The sequence below is a fragment of the Streptosporangium sp. NPDC020145 genome (assembly GCF_040631275.1).
Taxonomy (GTDB): Bacteria; Actinomycetota; Actinomycetes; order Streptosporangiales; family Streptosporangiaceae; genus Streptosporangium.
On record NZ_JBEXZT010000005.1, the window covers coordinates 362,850 to 382,899 of the forward strand.

The 20,050-nt window shown below is 70.8% G+C and carries 20 protein-coding genes; 9 read left to right on the forward strand and 11 right to left on the reverse strand.

The features are described from left to right. Positions 1-49: 49 nt before the first annotated feature. The 4 genes from ABZ463_RS12605 (at position 50) to ABZ463_RS12620 (ending at position 3,558) form a co-directional block, all read left to right on the forward strand. Positions 50-190 (forward strand): hypothetical protein, encoded by a 141-nt coding sequence (locus tag ABZ463_RS12605; RefSeq protein WP_352011584.1) that lies wholly within the window; start codon positions 50-52, stop codon positions 188-190. A 5-nt stretch (positions 191-195) separates the two neighbouring features. Then, positions 196-1,446: a YcaO-like family protein gene (locus ABZ463_RS12610; RefSeq protein WP_362775751.1), complete on the forward strand. Its 1,251-nt coding sequence runs from the start codon at positions 196-198 to the stop codon at positions 1,444-1,446. A 169-nt stretch (positions 1,447-1,615) separates the two neighbouring features. Continuing rightward, entirely contained in the window at positions 1,616-1,951 is a 336-nt protein-coding gene (locus ABZ463_RS12615; RefSeq protein ID WP_352011586.1) for a DUF485 domain-containing protein, read from the forward strand. Further along, entirely contained in the window at positions 1,948-3,558 is a 1,611-nt protein-coding gene (locus tag ABZ463_RS12620) for a cation acetate symporter (protein ID WP_352011587.1), read from the forward strand. Before ABZ463_RS12615 ends, ABZ463_RS12620 begins: the two co-directional genes overlap by 4 nt. A 59-nt stretch (positions 3,559-3,617) precedes the next feature. Here the strand turns inward: ABZ463_RS12620 and ABZ463_RS12625 are convergent, their stop codons facing one another. Beyond that, positions 3,618-4,541 (reverse strand): aldo/keto reductase, encoded by a 924-nt coding sequence (locus tag ABZ463_RS12625; protein ID WP_352011588.1) that lies wholly within the window; start codon positions 4,539-4,541, stop codon positions 3,618-3,620. A gap of 187 nt (positions 4,542-4,728) precedes the next feature. Here ABZ463_RS12625 and ABZ463_RS12630 point away from each other — a divergent pair, with 187 nt between their 5' ends. Continuing rightward, positions 4,729-5,304 carry a TetR/AcrR family transcriptional regulator gene (locus tag ABZ463_RS12630; RefSeq protein ID WP_352011589.1) on the forward strand — a complete coding sequence of 192 codons (576 nt, stop codon included), beginning with the start codon at positions 4,729-4,731 and terminating at the stop codon, positions 5,302-5,304. 6 nt (positions 5,305-5,310) lie between these two features. Here the strand turns inward: ABZ463_RS12630 and ABZ463_RS12635 are convergent, their stop codons facing one another. From ABZ463_RS12635 to ABZ463_RS12665, 7 genes are all read right to left on the reverse strand, one after another. After that, positions 5,311-6,855: a wax ester/triacylglycerol synthase family O-acyltransferase gene (locus ABZ463_RS12635; protein WP_362775754.1), complete on the reverse strand. Its 1,545-nt coding sequence runs from the start codon at positions 6,853-6,855 to the stop codon at positions 5,311-5,313. Positions 6,856-7,034: 179 nt separating this feature from the next. Then, on the reverse strand, positions 7,035-8,717 hold the full coding sequence (gene polX / locus ABZ463_RS12640; RefSeq protein WP_362775756.1) for a DNA polymerase/3'-5' exonuclease PolX: 1,683 nt from the start codon (positions 8,715-8,717) through the stop codon (positions 7,035-7,037). A 24-nt stretch (positions 8,718-8,741) separates the two neighbouring features. Beyond that, positions 8,742-9,176, reverse strand: a complete 435-nt coding sequence (locus tag ABZ463_RS12645; RefSeq protein WP_352011592.1) for a hypothetical protein — start codon at positions 9,174-9,176, stop codon at positions 8,742-8,744. Between the two features lie 255 nt (positions 9,177-9,431). Then, entirely contained in the window at positions 9,432-10,817 is a 1,386-nt protein-coding gene (locus ABZ463_RS12650; RefSeq protein WP_362775759.1) for a phenylacetate--CoA ligase family protein, read from the reverse strand. A 212-nt stretch (positions 10,818-11,029) separates the two neighbouring features. Continuing rightward, complete coding sequence (locus tag ABZ463_RS12655; RefSeq protein ID WP_352011594.1) at positions 11,030-11,473, reverse strand: pyridoxamine 5'-phosphate oxidase family protein; 444 nt, start codon at positions 11,471-11,473, stop codon at positions 11,030-11,032. A gap of 9 nt (positions 11,474-11,482) precedes the next feature. Next, the gene (locus ABZ463_RS12660) at positions 11,483-12,103 is read right to left on the reverse strand and encodes a DUF4142 domain-containing protein (RefSeq protein WP_362775761.1); all 621 of its coding nucleotides are present in this window, start codon (positions 12,101-12,103) and stop codon (positions 11,483-11,485) included. A gap of 239 nt (positions 12,104-12,342) precedes the next feature. Further along, a complete protein-coding gene (locus tag ABZ463_RS12665; protein WP_362775906.1) occupies positions 12,343-12,750 on the reverse strand; it encodes an aegerolysin family protein in 408 nt (135 codons plus the stop codon). Positions 12,751-13,612: 862 nt separating this feature from the next. Here ABZ463_RS12665 and ABZ463_RS12670 point away from each other — a divergent pair. The 4 genes from ABZ463_RS12670 to ABZ463_RS12685 all read left to right on the forward strand — a co-directional run bounded on the left by ABZ463_RS12670 (position 13,613) and on the right by ABZ463_RS12685 (position 17,955). Beyond that, positions 13,613-14,290 (forward strand): MOSC domain-containing protein, encoded by a 678-nt coding sequence (locus ABZ463_RS12670; protein ID WP_362775763.1) that lies wholly within the window; start codon positions 13,613-13,615, stop codon positions 14,288-14,290. 35 nt (positions 14,291-14,325) lie between these two features. Further along, entirely contained in the window at positions 14,326-15,264 is a 939-nt protein-coding gene (locus ABZ463_RS12675) for an MBL fold metallo-hydrolase (RefSeq protein ID WP_362775765.1), read from the forward strand. A gap of 114 nt (positions 15,265-15,378) precedes the next feature. Beyond that, the gene (locus ABZ463_RS12680) at positions 15,379-16,809 is read left to right on the forward strand and encodes a glutamate--cysteine ligase (RefSeq protein ID WP_362775767.1); all 1,431 of its coding nucleotides are present in this window, start codon (positions 15,379-15,381) and stop codon (positions 16,807-16,809) included. 102 nt (positions 16,810-16,911) lie between these two features. Beyond that, positions 16,912-17,955, forward strand: coding sequence for a hypothetical protein (locus ABZ463_RS12685; RefSeq protein WP_362775769.1), 1,044 nt, complete (start codon positions 16,912-16,914; stop codon positions 17,953-17,955). Positions 17,956-17,975: 20 nt separating this feature from the next. Here the strand turns inward: ABZ463_RS12685 and pcp are convergent, their stop codons facing one another. The 3 genes from pcp to ABZ463_RS12700 are packed head-to-tail and all read right to left on the reverse strand — an operon-like array spanning position 17,976 to position 19,920. Next, the gene (pcp, locus tag ABZ463_RS12690) at positions 17,976-18,614 is read right to left on the reverse strand and encodes a pyroglutamyl-peptidase I (protein WP_352011602.1); all 639 of its coding nucleotides are present in this window, start codon (positions 18,612-18,614) and stop codon (positions 17,976-17,978) included. Further along, entirely contained in the window at positions 18,611-18,988 is a 378-nt protein-coding gene (locus tag ABZ463_RS12695; RefSeq protein ID WP_362775771.1) for a DUF393 domain-containing protein, read from the reverse strand. Before ABZ463_RS12695 ends, pcp begins: the two co-directional genes overlap by 4 nt. 44 nt (positions 18,989-19,032) lie before the next feature. After that, the gene (locus ABZ463_RS12700; RefSeq protein ID WP_352011604.1) at positions 19,033-19,920 is read right to left on the reverse strand and encodes a hypothetical protein; all 888 of its coding nucleotides are present in this window, start codon (positions 19,918-19,920) and stop codon (positions 19,033-19,035) included. Positions 19,921-20,050: the final 130 nt, after the last annotated feature.

The following is a 20,050-nucleotide window of genomic DNA, read 5'->3' on the forward strand; positions in this document are numbered from 1 at the left end:
CTGTAATATAAGGACATTTCTGTTATTCGAGTGACAACAGGAGCGTGCGATGGGCAACAGCAACTCCAACGGCCAGTCGCTTCTCAAACCGGACGGGTTCCAGCTGGAGGACAACTTCTCGGTGACCCTGTCCGAAAGGGTGCTCCTCGACGAGTTCTTCACCGTCCGGTTCGCTCCCGGAACCCTCTGACGACGATGGCGCGCGCCCAGCGCGAGCGCGGCACCGGCCTGACCGGCGCGCTCGCCGTCATCGAGTCCGTACTCGCCGACCGTGGGCTCTCGGCCGAGCTGGTCTCGGCGGGGTCGGCGGAGTTCCCCGTGCACCGCTGCACCGTGCGCGACCCCGAGGGCCGCGCGGTCACCGCCTCCCTCGGCAAGGGAGCCGGCGCCCAGAGCACGGTCAGCGCGCTGTTCGAGGCCTGGCAGCACCTCCAGCACGAGGAGGGGCAGGCGGCGCTCGCCCACGACAGCGGGCGGGTGCGGGCCATCCCGGTCGGGACGGTGGTCTCCCAGCCGGAGCTGCGCGGTGAGGAGATGATCCAGCGCCTGGCCCGCGACTACCCGGACGCCGGTCTCGCCTGCCTGCGCGCCGAGCCGCTGAGCCCGGGGCGGTCCCCGGTGTGGTATCCGGCCTTCTCCCGCTCGCCCTCCTGCCGCAGTCACCCGATCCCCGGGGACGACCTGCGCTACGAGCCCTACCTGCGCTACGCCTACGACAACGGCACCGCGGCCGGGGTCAGCGAGCAGGACGCCCTCCTGCACGGCCTGCTGGAGGTCGTCGAACGGGACGCGCTGTCCCACGCGCTCCTCGACTGGTACCTCGGCGGGAGGTCGAGACTGTCCGCGCTCGACCCGGAGAGTCTCCCGCCCGACCTGCGGCGCCTGCACGATGAGGCCGCGACCTATCTGGGAGCGCTCCCCATCATCATCGACATCACCTCCGACCTGGGCATCCCCGTCTACTGCGCGCTCCCCTCCCGGGCCGGGCCGTACCCGGGGGTGATCGGCTCCGGCGCCTCCCTCGACCCGGAGTACGCCGTCGAGCGGGCGCTGACCGAGGTGGTCCAGTCGTCGTTCAACCTCTCCCTCGGCGTCGACCTGACCCTGGGCCGCAGGCTGGAGAGCCTGCGGCGCTGGCCGCTGCTCGAACGCTGCGCCCGGCTCGACCCCGCCCCGCTGCTCGACCGTGTCGTCTTCGACGCGAAGCTGCCCGAGGCCGGCCCCGAGAACGGCGGGCAGGGCGTCGGCGAGCAGATCGCCGCGATCCTGCGGACGCTCGGGCACGCCGGGTTCGGGGCCTACTCCTTCCGGTGGAACCCCGAGCATGACAGGTGCCCGGTGCTCACCGTGATCGTCCCCGGCCTTGAGGCGTTCTCCATGGTGCACAGCGCGGTGCCCGTCCTGCCCACCGGCAGGGCCCTGCGGCGCCTGGCGGGCCGCCGCTGACGGGCTCCCCCGGCCGCTCGGCGCACGGAAAGGACCTTTCACCGCACACCATCACCAACTTGCCGCGACACGACGCCACCTGGGCGAAGAGCCTCTCGGCGGTACTCCACGCGGGGTACCGTCCCCTCCTACGTTATCCGTGATCCACATCACATATGCGGGAGGTCCGATGACCGCCGGGCGTAAGGAACCATCGGTGTACGAACGGATAGAGGGTGAGGAGGGCTTCCAGGAGCTCAGACGGCGCTTCCGGTCCTGGGCCTTCCCGATGACCGCGGCCTTCTTCGCCTGGTACCTGCTGTACGTGGTGCTGTCCGGGTGGGCGCGTGACTTCATGGGCGTCAAACTCTTCGGCAACGTCAACGTGGCGCTGATCCTCGGCCTGCTCCAGTTCGTCTCGACCTTCTGGATCGCCTGGGCCTACTCCCGCTACGCCGAGCGCAGACTGGACCCGCTGGCCGAGGAGCTCCGCCGTGAGGCCGAGCGCGAGAGGGAGGCGGCGTGAGCCACCAGACGCTCTCCACGGCACTGTTCCTGGTCTTCGTCGCGGCGACGCTGGGCATCACCTTCTGGGCCAGCCGCAACACCAAGGACGCCGCCGACTTCTACGCGGGCGGGCGCTCCTTCAGCGGCCTGCAGAACGGCCTGGCGATCGGCGGCGACTACATGTCGGCCGCCAGCTTCCTCGGCATCGCGGGCATCATCGCCCTGTCCGGCTACGACGGCTTCCTGTACTCGATCGGCTTCCTGGTCGCCTGGCTGGTCGCGCTGCTGCTGGTCGCCGAGCTGATGCGCAACTCCGGCAAGTACACCATGGCCGACGTGCTGGCCTTCCGGATGAGCCCGCGCCCGGTCCGCACGGCCGCGGGCGTGTCGACCATCACCGTCTCGATCTTCTACCTGCTGGCCCAGATGGTCGGCGCGGGCGCGCTGGTCGGCCTGCTGCTCGGCATCACCTCCTCGACGGGCAAGGCGCTGACGATCGTCGGCGTCGGCCTGCTGATGGTCATCTACGTGGTCGTCGGCGGGATGAAGGGCACCACCTGGGTGCAGATCGTCAAGGCCGTGCTGCTGATGACCGGCGCGGCCCTGGTCACCCTGCTGGTGCTCGGCCGGTACGGCTTCAACATCTCCGGGCTGCTCGGCTCCGCCGCCACGGGCAGCGGTAAGGGCGACGCCTTCCTCATCCCCGGCCTGAAGTACGGCACCGCCGCCCAGGGCCTGGCCGGGAAGATCGACCTGATCAGTCTCGGCCTGGCGCTGGTGCTCGGCACCGCCGGCCTGCCGCACATCCTGATCCGCTTCTACACCGTCCCCACCGCCAAGGAGGCCCGCAAGTCGGTCCTGTGGGGCATCGGCATCATCGGCGTCTTCTACCTGCTGACCCTCGTGCTCGGCTTCGGCGCGGCGGCGATGGTCGGCGGCGAGGCGATCGCCGGGCAGGACAAGGCGGGCAACACCGCGGCGCCACAGCTCGCCGAGGCGGTCGGCAGAGCCGTCTTCGGCGAGGTCGGCGGCACTATCCTGCTCGCGGTCATCGCCGCCGTCGCCTTCGCGACCATCCTGGCCGTCGTCGCCGGTCTGACGCTGGCCTCCTCCTCCAGCTTCGCCCACGACCTGTACGCCCACGTGTTCAAGCGCGGCAAGGTCACCGAGGGGGAGGAGATCCTGGTCGCCAGGATCTCGGCCTTCGTCATCGGCGCGGTCGCCATCGGGCTCGGCATCCTCGCCCAGGGGCAGAACGTGGCCTTCCTGGTCTCGCTGGCCTTCGCGGTCGCCGCCTCGGCCAACCTGCCCGCCATCCTCTACAGCCTGTTCTGGCGGCGCTTCAACACCGCGGGGGCGGTCTCGGCCATCTACGGCGGCCTGCTGTCGGCCCTGATCCTGGTGATCTTCTCCCCGGTCGTCTCGGGAGGCGCCACCTCGCTGTTCCCCGGCGCCCACTTCGCCTGGTTCCCGCTGAGCAACCCCGGCATCGTCTCGATCCCCCTGGGCTTCCTGGCGGGCTACGTGGGCGCGCGGCTCAGCAAGGAGTACAACCCGGGCAAGTACGCCGAGATCGAGGTCCGCTCGCTCACCGGCATCGGCGCCGAGCAGGCCGTACGGCACTAGGAACGGCACCGGATAACGTCCGGGCACCGGTGGGCGGGGGCCCGTCGGTGCCCGGATTCTCATCGTGAGGCCTCATCCAGCAGGGCCAGCTCCTCCTCGCCCAGCTTCAGATCGGCGACGGCGAGCAGCTGCTCCAGCTGCTCCACGGTGCGGGCGCTGGCGATCGGGGCCGCGACCGTCGGCTGGGCGGCCAGCCAGGCCAGAGCCACCGTCGCCTGGGCCACCCCACGCTCCGCGGACACCCTGTCCAGCGCGTCCAGCACCCTGAGGGCACGCTCGGAGGCCAGGTACGGCGTCGCCCCGCCCGCGCGGGCGCTGCGCACCTCGACACCGGGACGGTACTTCCCGGTCAGGAACCCCCTGGCCAGCCCGAAGTACGGCGTGCTGACCAGGCCGTTGGCGGCGACCACCTCGCGCAGCCCGCCCTCGTAGTCGCGTTCGAGCAGGTTGTAGTGCTGCTGCAGAGCGACATAACGGGCAAGGCCCTCCCGCTCGGAGATCGCCAGTGCCTCGGTGAGCCGCTCGGCCCCGTAGTTCGAGGCCCCGATGTCGCGAACCTTGCCCTCGCGCACCAGGGCGTCGAACGCGCCGAGGGTCTCCTCAAGCGGCGTCTCCTGGTCGTCGACGTGCGCCCAGTACAGGTCGATGTGGTCGGTCCGCAGCCGCCGCAGCGAGTCCTCGACGGCCAGGCGGATGTTCGCCGCCGACAGGCCGGCCCGGCCGCTCATCGCGCCGACCTTCGTCGCGATCACCATCCGGTCGCGGTTGCCCCGGGACTCGAGCCACTCGCCCAGGACGGTCTCCGACTCGCCCCCGGAATGACCCGGGATCCACTCGGAGTACACGTCGGCGGTGTCGACGAAGTTCCCGCCCGCCTCGGCGTAGGCGTCCAGGACGGCGAAGGAGGCGTCACGGTCCGCGGTCCAGCCGAAGACGTTGCCGCCGAGACAGACGGGGAAGAGGCTCAGTTCGGAGAAGGTCATGCTGATCAGGGTAGGCGTCCGGTGATCACGGACCGCACCGGGCACCCTTTGGCGACGGTCCGGAAACGGTCGCGAAGGGCGACGGCGGGTGAGCGGGGAACCGATGAGGGGACGCTTTCCCCGCGGTAGGGAAACCAGCGGGAAACCGGCATGGAAAACCGCGCCACCAGGCGGTTATCGTCTGGCTGTGGGCAGCCTCAGACCGCGCTCCGGCGACGCCCCGGGCCCGGACGCGCGCACACGCATCCTCGACGCCGCGGAGAAACTGTTCGCGGGCGGTGGCTACGAGGCCACGCCGACCGCGGCGATCGCCCGCCTGGCCCGGGTGCCGAAGGGGCTCGTCTTCCACTACTTCCCCAGGAAGATCGACGTGCTGGTCGCACTGGTCGACGAGCGCACACTCGTCGAGGAGACCCCCGAGGTCGAGGCCGTCCCCGGCGACGCGGCCAAGAGCCTGTCCCGGCTGGCCCGCCGCCTGCCGCTGCGGGCCTCCCCGGCGATGCGGCGCATCCTGTTCCGCGAGGCCGACACCCACGGCTCGGTCCGCGACCGGCTCGGCAGGCTGAACGGGGAGATCGTCAGGCGCGCCAGGTTCGCCCTGGAGCTGGCGCTGCCCACCCCGCGCGGCGACGCGGCCCGGCTTGAGGTCGCGGCGGTCACCTTCGCCGCCGTGCTGCTGCACCAGGAGAACCTCTGCCAGCTCACCGGCCACCACATCGACCCCGACGCCGTCGCCGAACTGATCGCCCACGCCCTGGGATGAGGACGGTCAGGAGCGCGGATCCAGCGCGGCCAGCTCCTCCATCGCCTCCCGCAGGTGGTCCATCAGCCGCCACACGTCCTTCACCCGATCCGGGCAGGCAAGGACCCCGAAGTCCAGCGACCCGTCGTAGGAGAAGCAGGTGATGTTGAGGCCGCCGCTCATGTCGCTCAGCGCCGAGACCGGATGATAGGCCAGCAGCCGGGCCCCGCACAGATAGAGCGGCAGCTGGGGACCGGGCACGTTCGACACGATCAGGTTGATCGGCGGCAGCGTGACCGAGGCCAGCCGGGAGATCGCCGGGGTCGCCACCGAGGTGAGGACCGTGGGCAGCAGCGTGGAGAGCCCGTCGAGCCAGGTGGCCGGTGACTCGGCGAACCGGCGCTTGGCCACGCGCATCGTCGCGCCCATGGCCCGCAGCCGCTCCAGCGGGTCGGCCACGTCCGTCGGCAGCTGGGTGACCATGACGGACAGCCGGTTGCCGACCACGTCTCCGGCCCGCGCGGCGGCCGTACGGACCGAGACCGGGACCGCGGCGACCAGCGGCCGGTCGGGCAGCGCGTGGTGCTCGCGCAGCCAGGAACGCAGCGCCGAGGCGCACACCGTCATGACCACGTCGTTGACGCTGAGGCCGAAGGACTTGGCGACGTGCCTGACCTCGGTGAGCGGGATCGAGCCGTAGGCGAGACGCCGCTTGGCGCTGATCGGGCCGTTGAACGGCGTGCGGGGAGCGGTCAGCGGCGGCAGCTCGGGCAGTTCCGCCTGGTTCCCGGCGATCGTCCTGGCGGTCTCCGCGACCGTCCGCGCGCCGGGCAGCGCCGAGACCCCCGGTATCGCGTCGAGGTCGGTCATCATCCGGCCGAGCGCGCGCAGCGCCCTGCCCGGGTACGTCACCGACCTGCCCGCCGCGGCGGTGAGCATGGCCAGCGGCCCCAGCGTCTCCTCGCCCTCCGGTACGGCGAGCGTCCCCTGACCGGGGGCGGCCTCGGCCTCGGGGGTCCTGGAGGCCCCGTGAGCCCTGTGAGCCCTGTGAGCCTTGGGGGCCTTGGGGGCCTTTGAGGTTTCGGGGGCCTCGGGGGTGAGGTCGAGCATGGCGGCCAGGGTCTCCGCGCCGGTGACCCCGTCCAGGGCGCAGTGGTGGATCTTGGCGTAGAGCGCGACCCGCCCCCCGGCCAGTCCGTGGATGAGACACATCTCCCACAGCGGGCGGCCGCGGTCGAGGCGCCGTTCGTGGAGCCTGGCGACCTTCCTGGCGAGCTGCCTGTCGTCCCCGGGCGCGGGGAGGGTCAGCTCGCGGACATGGCCGGCGACGTCGAGGTCGGCGACCTCCTCCCAGTACGGCCTGCCGAGGCCGAAGGGCACCTCGGCCAGGCGCAGGCTCAGCACGGGCGCCAGGTGCAGTCGTTCCCTGAGCCGGTCGACCAGCGCCTCCCTGGTCAGCGTGCCCCCCGGGCACCCCGCCGGGTCGAGGATCGCCAGCCCGGCGACATGGGTCGTGGTCGTCGGCGTCTCGGCGTGCAGGAACTGTGCGTCGAGGGCGGTCAGCTGGCGCATCGGTCGGACCTTCTCACGGAAAACAGACTGTTCACGTCCATCATCGCCCCGCTTCGCCCCGGGGCCTCAGGACGCCCCCGCTCTTCACCACACTAAATACGCATGCCGTACAGGAAGGGCGTTCCATCCCACCCGGTCAGGTAAGGGTTGCGCACGCGAACGGCATGAAGCGCCGCGGATCATGGACGCAGAAGGTCCAGCAGCCGTTCGACCGGCCAGGTGTTGACCACGTCCTCGGCGGTCAGCCAGGCGCGCTGCGCTACGCCGACCCCGAAACGCTGGTTGTCCAGGTGGGGCACAGCGTGGGCGTCGCTGTCGATCGAGAAGCGCACCCCGTGGTGGCGCGCCAGCCGTACCAGGTCCGAGGGCAGGTCGGAACGGTCGGGGAAGGAGTCGATCTCCATCACGGTCCCGGTGCGGGCCGCGGCGCGGAACACCTCGTCCCAGTCGGCGTCGACGGGAGGGCGCCTGCCGATCCGGCGCGTCGTCGGATGGCCGATCACGTGGACGTGCGGGTTCTCGCAGGCGGTGACGAACCGCCTGGTCATCTCCTCCCGCGACTGGGTGAAGTGGGAGTGCACGCTCGCCACGCACACGTCGAAGCCCGCGAGCACCTCGGCGGGCCAGTCGACCGAGCCGTCCGGGGCGATGTTGAGCTCGGTGCCGTGCAGCAGCCGCATGTCCGGATAGTCCTCCTGGAGCCGCCGCAGCCGCTCGCGCTGCTCCAGGGCCTTGTCCAGGGTCATCCGCTGCATCGCCAGGTCGGGGGCGTGGTCGGTCACCGCGTAGTAGGAGTGGCCGCGCGCGTGGGCGGCGGCGACCATCTCCTCAAGCGAGGCGATGCCGTCGGTCAGGTCGGTGTGGGTGTGCAGGTCGCCCCGCAGGTCGCGCTCGGTGACCAGGACGGGCAGCCCGTCCCTGAGCGCGGCGTCGATCTCACCGCCGTCCTCCCGCAGCACCGGGGGAATCCACGCCATGCCCAGCGCCCGGTAGACGTCCTCCTCGTGCTCGGCGGCGATCACCCGGCCACCGTCGAACAGGCCGTACTCGGAGAGCTTCCAGCCCCTCTTCACCACGATCTCGCGCAGGTGCACGTTGTGCTCCTTCGAGCCGGTGAAGTACTGCATCGCCGCGCCCCACGACTCCGCGGGAACCAGGCGCAGATCGACCTGGAGCCCCTCGTGAGTGCGCACCGAGGTCTTCTTCTCGCCCGAGGCGATGACCTCCGCCACGTACGGCTGCGCCCTGAAGACCTCCATGAGGCTCTCCGGCCCGACCGCCAGGATGTCCACGTCGCCGACGGTGTCCCTCATCCGGCGCAGCGACCCGGCGTAGGCGATCCGCTCGGCGGGCAGTGAGGCGATGATCCGCTCGGCCAGCTCCATGGCCACGCCGATGTGCACCCGCCTGCTCGCCACCTCAAGCTGCTCGATCCCCCTGAGGAGGTTCTCCTCGGTCTTGGGCCCGAAGCCCCGCACCCCCCGAAGCCGTCCCTGCCCGATGGCCTCGGCGAGCGCCTCCGGGGAGTCGATCCCGAGCTCCTGGAACAGGAGGACCGCCTTCTTCGGGCCGAGGGAGGCGATCCGGGTCAGCCGCCGCACCCCCTCGGGAATCCGCGCCCGCAGCTCGTCGAGCTGGTGGAAGCCGCCCCGTTCGAGGTACTCCTCGACCTTGCCCGCGATCGCCGCGCCGACGCCGGGCACGTTCCTGACCGGGGTGGCCGCGATGTCCTCGGGAAACCCGGCGATCGCCTTGGCCGCCTTCTGGTAGCTGCGCACCCGGAAGGCGTCGCCGCCCGCCATCGCGAACAGCTCGGCGTACTCCTCAAGGGCCGCCGCCACGGCGTCGTTAGCTCGTGCCATGACAGAAGCCTAGATCTCCCGTGGCTACGCCACGGGCGCACCGCCGATGGCGCACGCCCGGCACGGGGGCCGCCCGCAGGTGCACTGCGTGATGGCGCCCAGGACGTCGTGGTCGTGGTAGAGGCACCGGTCCCGGCAGGTGTGGCGCGGGATGAACCCCGCCTGGATCTCGTCCGGCCAGGGCTCCTCGCCGTCACGGCAGCGCAGGAACAGCTCGGGGTCGGCCACGTGCAGGTCCTCCATGCTCGCCCTGGCCTGGCTCTCCAGCCCCCGGGCCTGCACGGTCACGGCCTTGAGCTGCTCGGCGAGACCGGAGTAGCGCTCGTCGCCGGTCCGCACGTGCGCGGCCCGCAGCGCCATCACCGCGTTGCCCAGGAAGCGGGTCGCGTCCTGCAAGTCGGTGGTGTGGTGCATCTGGACGCCGGTGACACCCCGCACCCAGACGGCGTCATTGTTCATGAAAGAACCTTTCCACTTTCGTCTGGGTGCCAGCATAACCGGGCCTTTGTGTTTTCTTGGTGCCGCGACGACATTCTTTACGGTAGGTCTCGGGGTGCGGCCGCCATTCGATCACCGAAGCCCCTGTTTTTCGCGCGTGGGCCGTTGAACTGGGGAGACGATTGGTTCCGATCGGCCGGGCCGTCCTCGTCGAGGAATTCGCGATCATTTTTGGGAAGGCCCGTCAGGGAAATGATCCTTCTCCCGGCGAGGGTTTCACCCCCTGGTGTAACGGTGCTTTCCGCCCGGCGGGAAGTACTCCGGGTCGCCCTTCTCCCTCAGGGAGACGACCGGGTGCCGCCGCGCCGGGGGCACGTACGCGGCGAACTCGCTGTTGAGACGCAGCAACTGGGCCAGGATCGACTCGCCGACCAGGCGCTCCGTCTCCGCCGAGCCGCGCACCCCGGCCGCCAGCTCGACCGCGACGGCCAGCCGCCGGTCGTGCCCGGCGTCCTCGGTCACCTCAAGGACGAACCTGCCCGTCACCAGGGAGCTGACCTGCGGCTGTTCGAGTCCGGCCGAGATGTTCTCCGGATAGACGTTCGCGCCGTAGTAGGAGACCGTGAAGTGACTGCGGCCGAAGACGTAGGCGAACGGCAGACGCGGCTCCGCCGAGGTCGGGCGGAAGCCGTGCCCGGCCAGGAACCCGAGCATCCGGTCATGGGGGACCAGGCCGCCCTCGTCGGCGATGTGGTAGCGGACGAGCGGGACGCCGTTGTCGCCGGAGAACAGCAGGGTCCCCTCGTGCTCCTCGAAGAAACGCACGGCCGGGTCGTACTGCAGGAGGGTCGGCAGCCGCTGCCGGCCGAACAGCTCCTCGGCCACCTCGGGGCGCTCGGCCAGGAAACGGCGGATGCGGATGGACAGCGGCGTCTCGTTGCCGAGCACCCCGGCGTCCGCGGTGCCGTACAGGGAGGCGGTGTCGAGCGCGGGGTCGGTCATCCCCGCCCGTTCGGCGACCAGGGTGCGCCACTGCTCGCTGAACACCTCCCCGGCGGTGACCAGCTTGATCGAGTAGTCGGCCCAGGGCACCCCCTCGGCGATCCCGGCGTCGATGACGTCCTTGAGGAAGGGGGGATAGCCGAGCAGCACGACCTGGTCGAAGTGCGGGGCCAGCTCGGGGATCACCCGCAGGATCTCCCGCCGGTCGCTGCCGGGCGCGACGCAGGTGATCGGATACCCCCTGGCGGCCAGGTGACGGCAGCAGGCCAGGGTGAACAGGCCGCCGACCCAGGTGCCGAGCGCGAAGCAGACGACCGCCAGCGTACGGCGCCCCGCCGCCCCGAAGGCGTCCCTGAAGACCTCCTCGAAGCGTTCGGAGATCACCTGCTCGTCGGCGACGGAACGCGGCCAGAACGACGGCGTCCCCGTCGACCCCGACGAGACCGAGATCATGTCCCCGATCACGCCGTCCCGGCACAGCTCGGGCAGGGGATAGCGGCGGGTGTAGGTGTCCTTGCTGGTCAGCGGCAGCCGTACGAAATCATCAAATGTCTTGATAAGGGCGGGATCGATGTCCCGCTCCCTGAGGAACGCGCCATAGGCGGGCACCGACGCCGCCACCCGATGAAACAGCTCGATCACGCGGTCACGAGGGTCCATCGCTCGACTGTACGGTCCGGCGCCCCGGCCGGGCGAGCACCCGGCCGGACGGTCCGCCACCCGCTCAGGCGGGCACCCGCCGGACGGGCCGGTACCCCTCAGACGGGCACCGGCCAGAGGCGGGCAGACGGCCGGACGGGCACCGGCCAGGTGCCGGCGGCCCCGGGCCAAGGTGTCGATCAGGAGCCGCGCTAACCCGGCCGGGAACCACCTCAGGGATTGCCCGCCTGGCGGTCGGGGGTCAGCAGGACGACCGTCCGCCGCTCCTCGGCCATGACCCGGTCGTAGGCCGCCCAGTCGTCGTGGGTTCCGCCCGCCGCGCCGAAGACGAACCGCAGCAGCAGCCGCAGCCCCTCGGCGTCGATCCCGGGCAGCGGATCGTCCGGCCCGGCCAGCTCGACCGGCCCGTCCGCCGACGCCCACCGCCAGCCCGCGCGCAGCACCACCGAGGCGTACGGCCTGGCCCGCAGGTCGGCGAGTTTGCGGGAGTCACCCCTGACGACGAACCCGACGATCGGCCGCCCCGTGACGGGGTGGTCGAGCACCCCCGCGTTGACCACGGATGAGCGGATCGTCCCGTCTGAGCGGAAGGTCGAGACGACGGCCAGGCCATGGTCTCCGCCGACCAGTTGCGCGAGGTCCGTGAGATCGGTCATCGTCCGACCCTAACCCTCCTCCTGGATCAGGAAGGGCTCGACGGTCTCGGTGGTCCCGGTGGTCCCGGTGGTGGTCTCGGCCGTGGTCCGGCCCGGCCTGCCCGGCTCGCCGGCCGTCGCGCCGCTGCCCGAGTGGCGCCGCAGCAGTTCGAGGTGCCTCAGCAGGACGGGCCTGGCGTCGGCGGCCAGCCGCTTGACCTGCGCCGAGGAGCCGTCGGCCAGCTCCTTGGCCCCCCGGGCGAGCGCCGCACGGCGGTCGACGGCCGCGACGGACAGCCACGCCCAGTCGAAGGCGTCCCCGTTCCTGGCGGAGATCCGGTTGTACTGGATGCGCTGCGCCGTGGTCGCCTCCTCGGGCAGGGACACCGAGAGCCGCTGGGCCACCTGCCTGACCTCCGCGTCCAACCGCGTGTGGTCGGTGACCAGCCGCCTGCCCAGGGCCCGCACGTCCCGGTCGTGACCCTTGCGAACGGCGGCCCTGCCCGCCGTGATCCCGGCCAGGTTGTCCTGGTGGGCCTGGACCAGGAACCTCCTGTCCTGCTCGTTGGCGTCCGGCGGCGCCGTGGACGCAACCGCGCCCGCGGCCGTACCGCTCAGCGCCATGACGGCGACGGCTGACAGGGCGATCATCTGCTGAATCATGCTGGCCTTTCCCCGGTGGTCCGTGCTTGGAGACGTCACCTCCCTGCTATACGCGGCTTTCGATCTAGAGACCGGCACGTGGGCGGCAAGCCCGGGGAAAGATCGCCGACGGCTCCGGTGCACTCAGTGGATGGCGACCCGGGGCCGGGAGCACTCGATCGCGGGAGGGTCCATGTGGACGCCGGGGCCTGACCGGTCCCGCCGGGACCGGTCAGGCCGGGGAGGGGTCAGCTCACGTGCGCGTCGACGGTGGCGTTGTCGCCGTTTCCGCCGGTGTAGCGGGTGGTGAAGGCACCGTCGGTGCCGTCGAAGTCGTAGCCGTTACGGCCGTGGTAAGGGTTGTCCCAGTGGAAGCGGACTTCCTTGCCCGCGCGGGAGCAGTTGCCGGCGCGGTACTTGATCGCGGCCTCGGTGCCGGTGAGGACGCCGTCGGACTCGGTCTTGAAGTAGTCGCTGCTGTGCGGGGCGATGCTGGAGTTGGGCTCGATGACCCAGATGCCGTGGTAGGTCTCCTTGCCGATCTGGGTCAGTGTGCAGTCGGTGACGTTGTGGAAGACGACCTTGGTGCTGCGGGCGGCGTTGGACGCGGCGGAGGCGTTGGCGGCGACCGGCGTCAGCAGGGTGACAGCGGCGATGCCGGCGAGGCATCAGGGACGAGTCTCATGGAGATCCTTTCTGCGACTGCCCGGGGCGTGGGCCGGTTCGATTACGGCGAGTGAATATTTCATCGCGATGAGTTGTTCCATCAGGCAGTGGATCCGTATTTCCCGGCGATCATTACCTGGCGTCACCGGGATTGGATCGGTGCCGGCCGCTGTGTCCGGCCGTTGAAATCAGGGCGGCCCTTGCTCATCCACATGAATATCGATTCGGGGCCGTTCCCGGGGTGATGAACAATCGCGCGAGATTCGTTTTGTGTGGGGCGGACCACGCAAGACCGGAAAGTGCCATGGCCGGGGCGCCCTTGTGGGCGGCGTGGCTCGCTCGCCCCTGGACTTGATCTTCGATGATGAGCTCTGGCAGGCTTTCAGGGAGGGCGACGCATCCCTGGGTCTTGGAGGGGTTGACCCGGATGGTTCTTGGAGCCGTGCAGTGGATTGCGCTGGGGGCCGGATGCCTCAATGTCGCGTTGGGCGTCTACGCGTTGGCGACAAACCGGCTTCCCCGTGTCCCCTTCCTTTATTGGGATTTTGTGCCTCGCCGATATGGATGGGGGCAACTGATGACGTCCCTCTTCGTATTCGTCGTCGCGTTGGAGCCGGCGATGACGGAATGGCCGTACGAGCTGCTCGTCGTGGTGCTCATGTTCGGGTTCGGGGCCTTCCTCGCAGGACTGTGGACGATGTGCTCGGGAAAGCAGGCCCGGCAGACCCCCTGAACCCTTTTGGGATCGGAACCCGGGACGACACGGGAAGACCGGAACCGCGGTCTCGCAGGTGGTGAGGGGCCCTCCCGATGGGGTGTGTACCGATCCGGAGAGCTTTGTAGGCTGCCTCCATGGCTCACCTTCTCTCCGTCAACGCCGGGCGCGGCCGTCCGGCGGACTACACCGACGCCGCCCTCACCGGGATCGACAAGCGCCCCGTGGCGGGGCCGGTGGCCGTGGCCGCGCCGGGCGGGCCGACGGGCACGGCCGGAAGCGGCGTCGCCGGGGACGTGATCGGCGACCTGCGCGACCACGGCGGCGACGACCAGGCGGTCTACGCCTATGCCAGGGAGGACCTCGACCTCTGGCAGGCGGAGCTCGGGCGTGAGCTGTCCAACGGTGTCTTCGGGGAGAACCTCACCACCTCGGGCCTGGACGTCAACGGGGCACTGATCGGCGAACGCTGGCGGATCGGGGCCGATCTGGTGCTGGAGGTCACCTCCGCGCGCATTCCCTGCCGGACCTTCGCGGGCTGGCTCGCGGAGAGGGGATGGGTACGGCGGTTCACCCAGGTCGCCAGGCCCGGCGCCTACCTCAGGGTCATCGAACCGGGGCGGATCGAGGCGGGAGACCGGGTCGAGGTCGTCCTGCGTCCCGAGCACGACGTGACGGTCGAGGTCCTCTTCCGAGCCCTGACCACCCAGGCGGAGCTGCTGCCCCGCACGCTCGCCGCGGGTGAGGCGCTCAACGTGCTGTCCGCCGAGCGGATCCGCAGGCGGCTCGAACGGATGAACGGCGTGCCCTCCTGATCGTGGGTCGCCGGCTCAGGCCCGACAATGCCGTTATGAGCTCATCCCCACACGACCATCCCCTGCCACCCGCCCGGATCGAGGAGGTCTCGGACGGCGTCTACGCCTACGTTCAGCCCGACGGGAGCTGGTGGGTCAACAACACCGGTTTCCTGGTCGGTGAGCGCGGGGTGATCAGCGTGGACTCCTGCTCGACCGAACGCCGCACGCTGGCCTACCGCGAGGCGATCAGGTCGGTCACCGCGAACCCGATCACGACGCTGGTCAACACCCACCACCACGGCGACCACACCTTCGGCAACTTCGCCTTCCCCGAGGCGACGATCGTCGGCCACGAACGGACCAGGGAGGCGATCCTCGCCGAGGGCATCCCCGCCTACCGCACGATCGCCTGGACCGAGGTCGACTGGGGAGACCTGCGGGCCTGCCCGCCGTTCCTCACCTACACCGACGGCGTGACCGTGTACTCGGACGAGCTGCGCTGCGAGGTCCGGCACATCGGCGTGCCCGCGCACACGACCAACGACTCCATCGTGTGGATCCCGGAGCGGTCGCTGCTGTTCGCGGGAGACCTGGTCTTCAACGGCGGCACGCCGTTCGTGCTGATGGGGTCGGTCCTGGGGTCGCTCGAAGCCCTCGACCGGATCGAGGAGCTGGGCGCCGCGACCATCGTCCCCGGGCACGGCGACGTCTGCGGGCCCGAGGTCATCGACCGGGTGCGGGGGTACCTGCGGTTCGTGATGGACACCGCCGAGCGCGGCAGGGCGGCCGGCCTCTCGCCGCTGGAGACCGCCAGGGAGACCGACCTCGGCGAGTACGGCGCGCTGCTCGACCCCGAGCGGATCGTCGGCAACCTGCACCGGGCCTACGCCGACCTGGACGGAGCCGCCCTCGGCGGACCGGTCGACCTGACCACCGTGATCACCGACATGCTGGCGTTCAACGGCGGCAGGCCGCTGACCTGCCTGGCCTGACCCCGGCCTGGCCGCATCGCCGTACGTGGCGGCACTTGCTCGGTGGGCTGATTAGAACCGTCCAGCCGGGACAGGGAGGAGGCAACAGCAGGAGCGACTGATCGGACGGTGCCGATGGGCCAGCAAGTCGACAAGGACCGCTTCACCGAGGCGGAGTTCGCCCGCTTCGGGAAACGGCTGGAGGAGCAGCTCGACCAGCTTCGGGAGCTGCTCGCCAGGCCGGGCTTCGGTGCGGGACCGGCGACGATCGGGGCCGAGCTTGAGCTTTTCCTCGTCACCCCGGAGGGCAGGCCGCTTCCCCGCAACCACGAGGTGCGCGAGGCGGCGGACGACGAGCGGCTCGTGCCCGAGCTGGGCAGGTTCAACCTGGAGGTCAACCTGACGCCGCTGCCGATCGCCGGGCGCCCGTTCACGGGGCTGGTGCGCGAGCTGCGGGAGACCATGGCCATGGCGGACGCGGCGGCGGCGACGCAGGGCGGCCGGGTCGTGGCGATCGGAATCCTGCCCTCGCTCAGCGAGTTCGACTTCACCCACGAGGCGCTCAGCGACGAGAGCCGCTACCGGGCGCTGAGCCGGGGGATGCGGCGGCTGCGCGCCGAACCGTTCCGGGTGAGCATCGAGGGGGCCGAGCAGCTTGAGCTCGAGGTCGAGGGGGTGATCCTGGAGAGCGCGAACACCTCCTGGCAGGTGCACTTCCGCACGCCTCCCGGTGACTTCGCCCGCGTCTACAACGCCTCCCAGCTGGCCATCGGGCCGGTCCTGGCGGTGAGCGGCAACTCGCCGGGCTTCCTGGGCAGGAGGTTGTGGGAGGAGACCAGGATCGCGCTGTTCGAGGAGGCCGCCGACGACCGTGACGTGGAGCGGCGCGATCGCAGGGACAGGCGGGTGGCCTTCGGCTCCGGGTGGGTGACCGGGGCAGGGGAGATCTTCGAGGCGTGCGTCCGCGACTACGAGCCGGTGCTGCCGATGACCTGGAAGGAGAGCCAGGAGCAGGAGGTGCCGGAACTGGCCGAGCTGCGGCTGCACCAGGGCACGGTGTGGCAGTGGAACAGGCCCGTCTACGACCCGGCGGACGGCGGTCACCTGCGGGTGGAGATGCGTTCGCTGCCCGCGGGGCCGACGCCGCTGGACATGGCGGCCAACAGCGCGTTCCTGCTCGGACTCACCGCCGCCCTGGCGGTCGAGCCGGTCGAGGAGTTCCCCTTCTCCGCCGCCTACCGCAACTTCTACCGGGCCGCGATCCACGGCCTGGACGCGCCACTGGCCTGGCCGGGCAGGCCGGGGGAGATCCCGGCGGCGCGGCTGGCGCTCGACCTGCTCCCCGCGGCCGCCGCCGGGCTCGAACGGGTCGGCGTGCTGCCCGAGGAGGCCGAGTGGACGTTGAACATCATCCGGGAGCGGGTCGGGCGGCGCCGTACCGGGTCGGTCTGGCAGCGGGAGGCGCTGGGTGACCTCGCCGGGGACCCGGCGGCACGGGCCAGGATGGTGGCCCGCTACCGGGAGCTGGCGCTGACCGGCGCGCCCGTGCACACCTGGCCGGAATGATCCTCCAGATTTGATCACAAAAGGGGCCTGAGACCGGCATACTCGTGAACTCCGCATCTCGACCGCCTGCCAGGACGGCCGTCGGAGAAGGAGAATCCCCTTATGAGCGCGATGACGGCCACGGCGGTTGAACCGTTCGAGCTGAGACGTGACGACGGCGACCTGGCGGCCGGGGCCGGGGCACTGGGGAGATGGCTCAAGCGGGTCCCTCTGGAGACCGTGCTGACCAAGGCGAACCGGGTGGCGATCAGGAAGGGAGCGGCCGGGACCAGGGCGTTCGGTACGATGAACCCCAAACCGGTCGACTGGTACTGCTTCGACGCCGCGGACAACGAGGTCACCGACTGGTACCCCCAGGGCCTGACCTGCTCCTCCGACGCGGGCCTGGCCAGGAACGCCTTCGTGGTGAGCTGGTACTTCAAACCCCAGTCCGCGCCGGAACGGGGCATCCGGCTGTCCTTCCTCGACCCGGCCACACTGCGCTACCGGCACGTCCTGCTCGTGGTGGCCGACACCGCGGGCGGCATCTCCCCGATCAACATCCACGCCGGAGGCGTCGCCTGGTACGGCGACCTGCTGTACGTCGCCGACACCGAGCGGGGCATGCGGGTGTTCGACACCCGGCAGATCTTCGAGGTGAACGGCGACGGCACGACCACGATCGGCAGGAGGGGCGGGGTGTACACCGCCTTCGGCTACCGCTACGTGATGCCGCAGACCGGCGCCTGGAGCCGTACGGGCGAGGCCAGGTTCTCCTTCGCGGCCGTGGACCGGAGCACCACCCCCGGCACGCTGGTCTCCGGAGAGTACGTGGAGACCCGGCAGGAGGCAGGCAGGGTCGCCCGCTGGGCCTTCGACCAGGACGGCTCCCTGCGGGCCGACGACGCCGGGGTCGCCAGGGCCGTGGACGCCTACCTCCTGCCCGAGCCGAAGATCCAGGGCGCGCTCTCCTGCAACGGGACCTGGTACCTCAGCCAGGGCGCGGGCTCCACCAGGAACGGCGCCCTGCTCGTGGCGGGGGAGACGGTGGCCAGGCGGCCCTACCCGAGCGGTCCCGAGGACCTCACCTGCGTCCGGGACAGGAACACGCTGTGGAGCGTCACCGAGTTCGCGGGACGCCGCGCGGTCTTCGGCGTCCCCCTGTAGATCGGCCCCCGCGGCGGGGCTCAGTGCAGGGAGCCGCCGACCAGGCGCAGGTCGTCACCCACGGAGACGGCGGCGGTCACGATGGCGGTCAGCGCCGTCGCCGCCGTCGCCGAGGGCATCGAGGGCATTGAGGGCGCAGTGGGCACGCCGCGGCCCAGGGCCTGCTCCGGGGTGAACGGCAGGTGCACGAACCCGCCGCGCATCCTGGGCCGCTCGGTGGCGATCAGGTGCATCAGGCCGTAGAAGAGGTGGTTGCAGACGAACGTCCCGGCGCTCTGCGAGACGCTCGCGGGCACCGAGGCCGCCCTGGCCGCCGCGACGCACGCCTTGACCGGCAGCGTGGCGAAGTAGGCCGCGGGACCGCCGCGCACCACGGGCTCGTCGATCGGCTGCCGTCCCGCGTTGTCCGGGATGCGGGCGTCGTCGAGGTTGACGGCCACCCGTTCGACCGTCACGTCCGGTCTGCCCCCGGCCTGGCCGACGCAGACGACCACCGACGGGTCGTGCTCGGCAACCGCCGCCCGCAACCGCTCCAGCGACTCGCCGAACACGCACGGCAACCGTACGGCCCGCACCCCCTGGACGAGGCCGACCGCCTCCCAGGACGGATTGACCGAGGAGCCGTCGAACGGCTCGAAGCCGGTCAGCAGGACGGTCATCGTCGCTTCGAGGGCAGGGCGCAGGCGGGGGTGCCGCCCGGCAGGCGATGGCGGTTGGCCGCCACGAGCCGGTAACCCCAGTGGGCCACCCAGCGCAGCGGCGGGACCCGCAGCGCGTGCCCGGCCAGGCTCCACGGCCTCCCGGCGGCCAGGAACAGCCGGGCGACGGCCTGCGCGCCGCCGTACAGACGGCCGTCCTCGGCCCACAGGACCTCGTGTTCCGCGCGTTCCCGCGTGGTGCCGAACTCGGCGAGGTCCGCGAACTGCCAGGGGACCGGGCGCGCGCGCAGACCGATCCTGCGTTCGGCGAACCCGATGCAGGTGGCGCAGAAACCGCAGTCGCCGTCATACAACAGCACTGGTTGTCCCGTCATGGGAAAAAGGTACCCATCCGGCGGGAGGGGATACCGATTCAGGGTCAACGGGAGAGGGGGCCGTCGAGGTAACGGAACGCCTCATGGGCGGAGCGGAGACTGTCCCGCAGGGCACGCCGCAACTGCTCGGCGTCCTCGCTGAGGTTGCCGATCTCCGGGGCGAGGAACCGGGCGGCGCCCGTCTCGGCGACCAGTTGCTCGTACTCGGGAAGCTGCGCGCGCAGCACCTCGATCTGCCCCTGGGAGACGAGGGCGTGGTCGGCCTGCGTCACGTGGGCGGCGTACCGTTCGAGCGCCTCGACCCGCGCGACGACGGCCGCCTCGCTGGCCGCGAGGGCCCGCTCCATCGGCGCCATGGCGGCGGCGACCTCGGGGGTCCTGCCGCCCCTGGCCATGTGACGGTGCCTGGCCCGCAGCTCCGACAGCTTGGTCAGCAGCCGGGCGATCTGCCACTCCTCCGCCGGGAGCATCACCGCGTTGCGCACGCTGTCGAGCATGCCCATGACGTTGACCCGGGAGCGCAGGATGTGGTCGATCGCCCGCTGCGCCCGGCCGAGCAGTTCCCTGGCGCCGTAGTCGAAGTCCTCAAGGATCAGGTAGCCCCCCCGGTAGTGCCGGGCGTGCCGGTACAGGACGCGCTCGACCGAGTCGGCGGGGGCGGGCTTCGTCGCCAGGTAGATGACACCCAGGACGGTCAGGCAGATGACGGCGGCGGTGATGGAGAAGGCCAGCGGGACCCCGACGAGCAGCGTGCCGCCCAGCCCCGCCAGCATCGTGGCACCGAAGGTGGCCACGATCACCGCCGGGACGCGTGCGGCGCCGTCCGGTTCGGGATTCCAGCCGGATCTGAACCGGGAGAGCAGGCGTCCGTTCCGGCGCATGAGGCTGGCGACTTCGGCCGGTACCTCCGGATCGACCACCACGCGATGCACAGGCTCGCCCCTTCCACCACGGCTGACGAACGTGGCAATCAACCGTTTTTTGCATTATGTGTCCCTCTATGGTGCCTCCTCAGCGGTAAGAACCGCGTGTGAAACGTGACGTTGAGTTTTCGATCAACGT

Coding starts and splice junctions, on each gene's coding strand:
- ABZ463_RS12635 (WP_362775754.1), bottom strand. CDS start 6,855: ATGCGCCAGCTGACCGCCCTCGACGCACAGTTCCTGCACGCCGAGACG.
- ABZ463_RS12695 (WP_362775771.1), bottom strand. CDS start 18,988: ATGACGGGACAACCAGTGCTGTTGTATGACGGCGACTGCGGTTTCTGC.
- pcp (WP_352011602.1), bottom strand. CDS start 18,614: ATGACCGTCCTGCTGACCGGCTTCGAGCCGTTCGACGGCTCCTCGGTC.
- ABZ463_RS12655 (WP_352011594.1), bottom strand. CDS start 11,473: ATGACCGATCTCACGGACCTCGCGCAACTGGTCGGCGGAGACCATGGC.
- ABZ463_RS12605 (WP_352011584.1), top strand. CDS start 50: ATGGGCAACAGCAACTCCAACGGCCAGTCGCTTCTCAAACCGGACGGG.
- ABZ463_RS12645 (WP_352011592.1), bottom strand. CDS start 9,176: ATGAACAATGACGCCGTCTGGGTGCGGGGTGTCACCGGCGTCCAGATG.
- ABZ463_RS12625 (WP_352011588.1), bottom strand. CDS start 4,541: ATGACCTTCTCCGAACTGAGCCTCTTCCCCGTCTGTCTCGGCGGCAAC.
- ABZ463_RS12650 (WP_362775759.1), bottom strand. CDS start 10,817: ATGGACCCTCGTGACCGCGTGATCGAGCTGTTTCATCGGGTGGCGGCG.
- ABZ463_RS12685 (WP_362775769.1), top strand. CDS start 16,912: ATGAGCGCGATGACGGCCACGGCGGTTGAACCGTTCGAGCTGAGACGT.
- ABZ463_RS12660 (WP_362775761.1), bottom strand. CDS start 12,103: ATGATCGCCCTGTCAGCCGTCGCCGTCATGGCGCTGAGCGGTACGGCC.
- polX (WP_362775756.1), bottom strand. CDS start 8,717: ATGGCACGAGCTAACGACGCCGTGGCGGCGGCCCTTGAGGAGTACGCC.
- ABZ463_RS12675 (WP_362775765.1), top strand. CDS start 14,326: ATGAGCTCATCCCCACACGACCATCCCCTGCCACCCGCCCGGATCGAG.
- ABZ463_RS12615 (WP_352011586.1), top strand. CDS start 1,616: ATGACCGCCGGGCGTAAGGAACCATCGGTGTACGAACGGATAGAGGGT.
- ABZ463_RS12670 (WP_362775763.1), top strand. CDS start 13,613: ATGGCTCACCTTCTCTCCGTCAACGCCGGGCGCGGCCGTCCGGCGGAC.
- ABZ463_RS12680 (WP_362775767.1), top strand. CDS start 15,379: ATGGGCCAGCAAGTCGACAAGGACCGCTTCACCGAGGCGGAGTTCGCC.
- ABZ463_RS12610 (WP_362775751.1), top strand. CDS start 196: ATGGCGCGCGCCCAGCGCGAGCGCGGCACCGGCCTGACCGGCGCGCTC.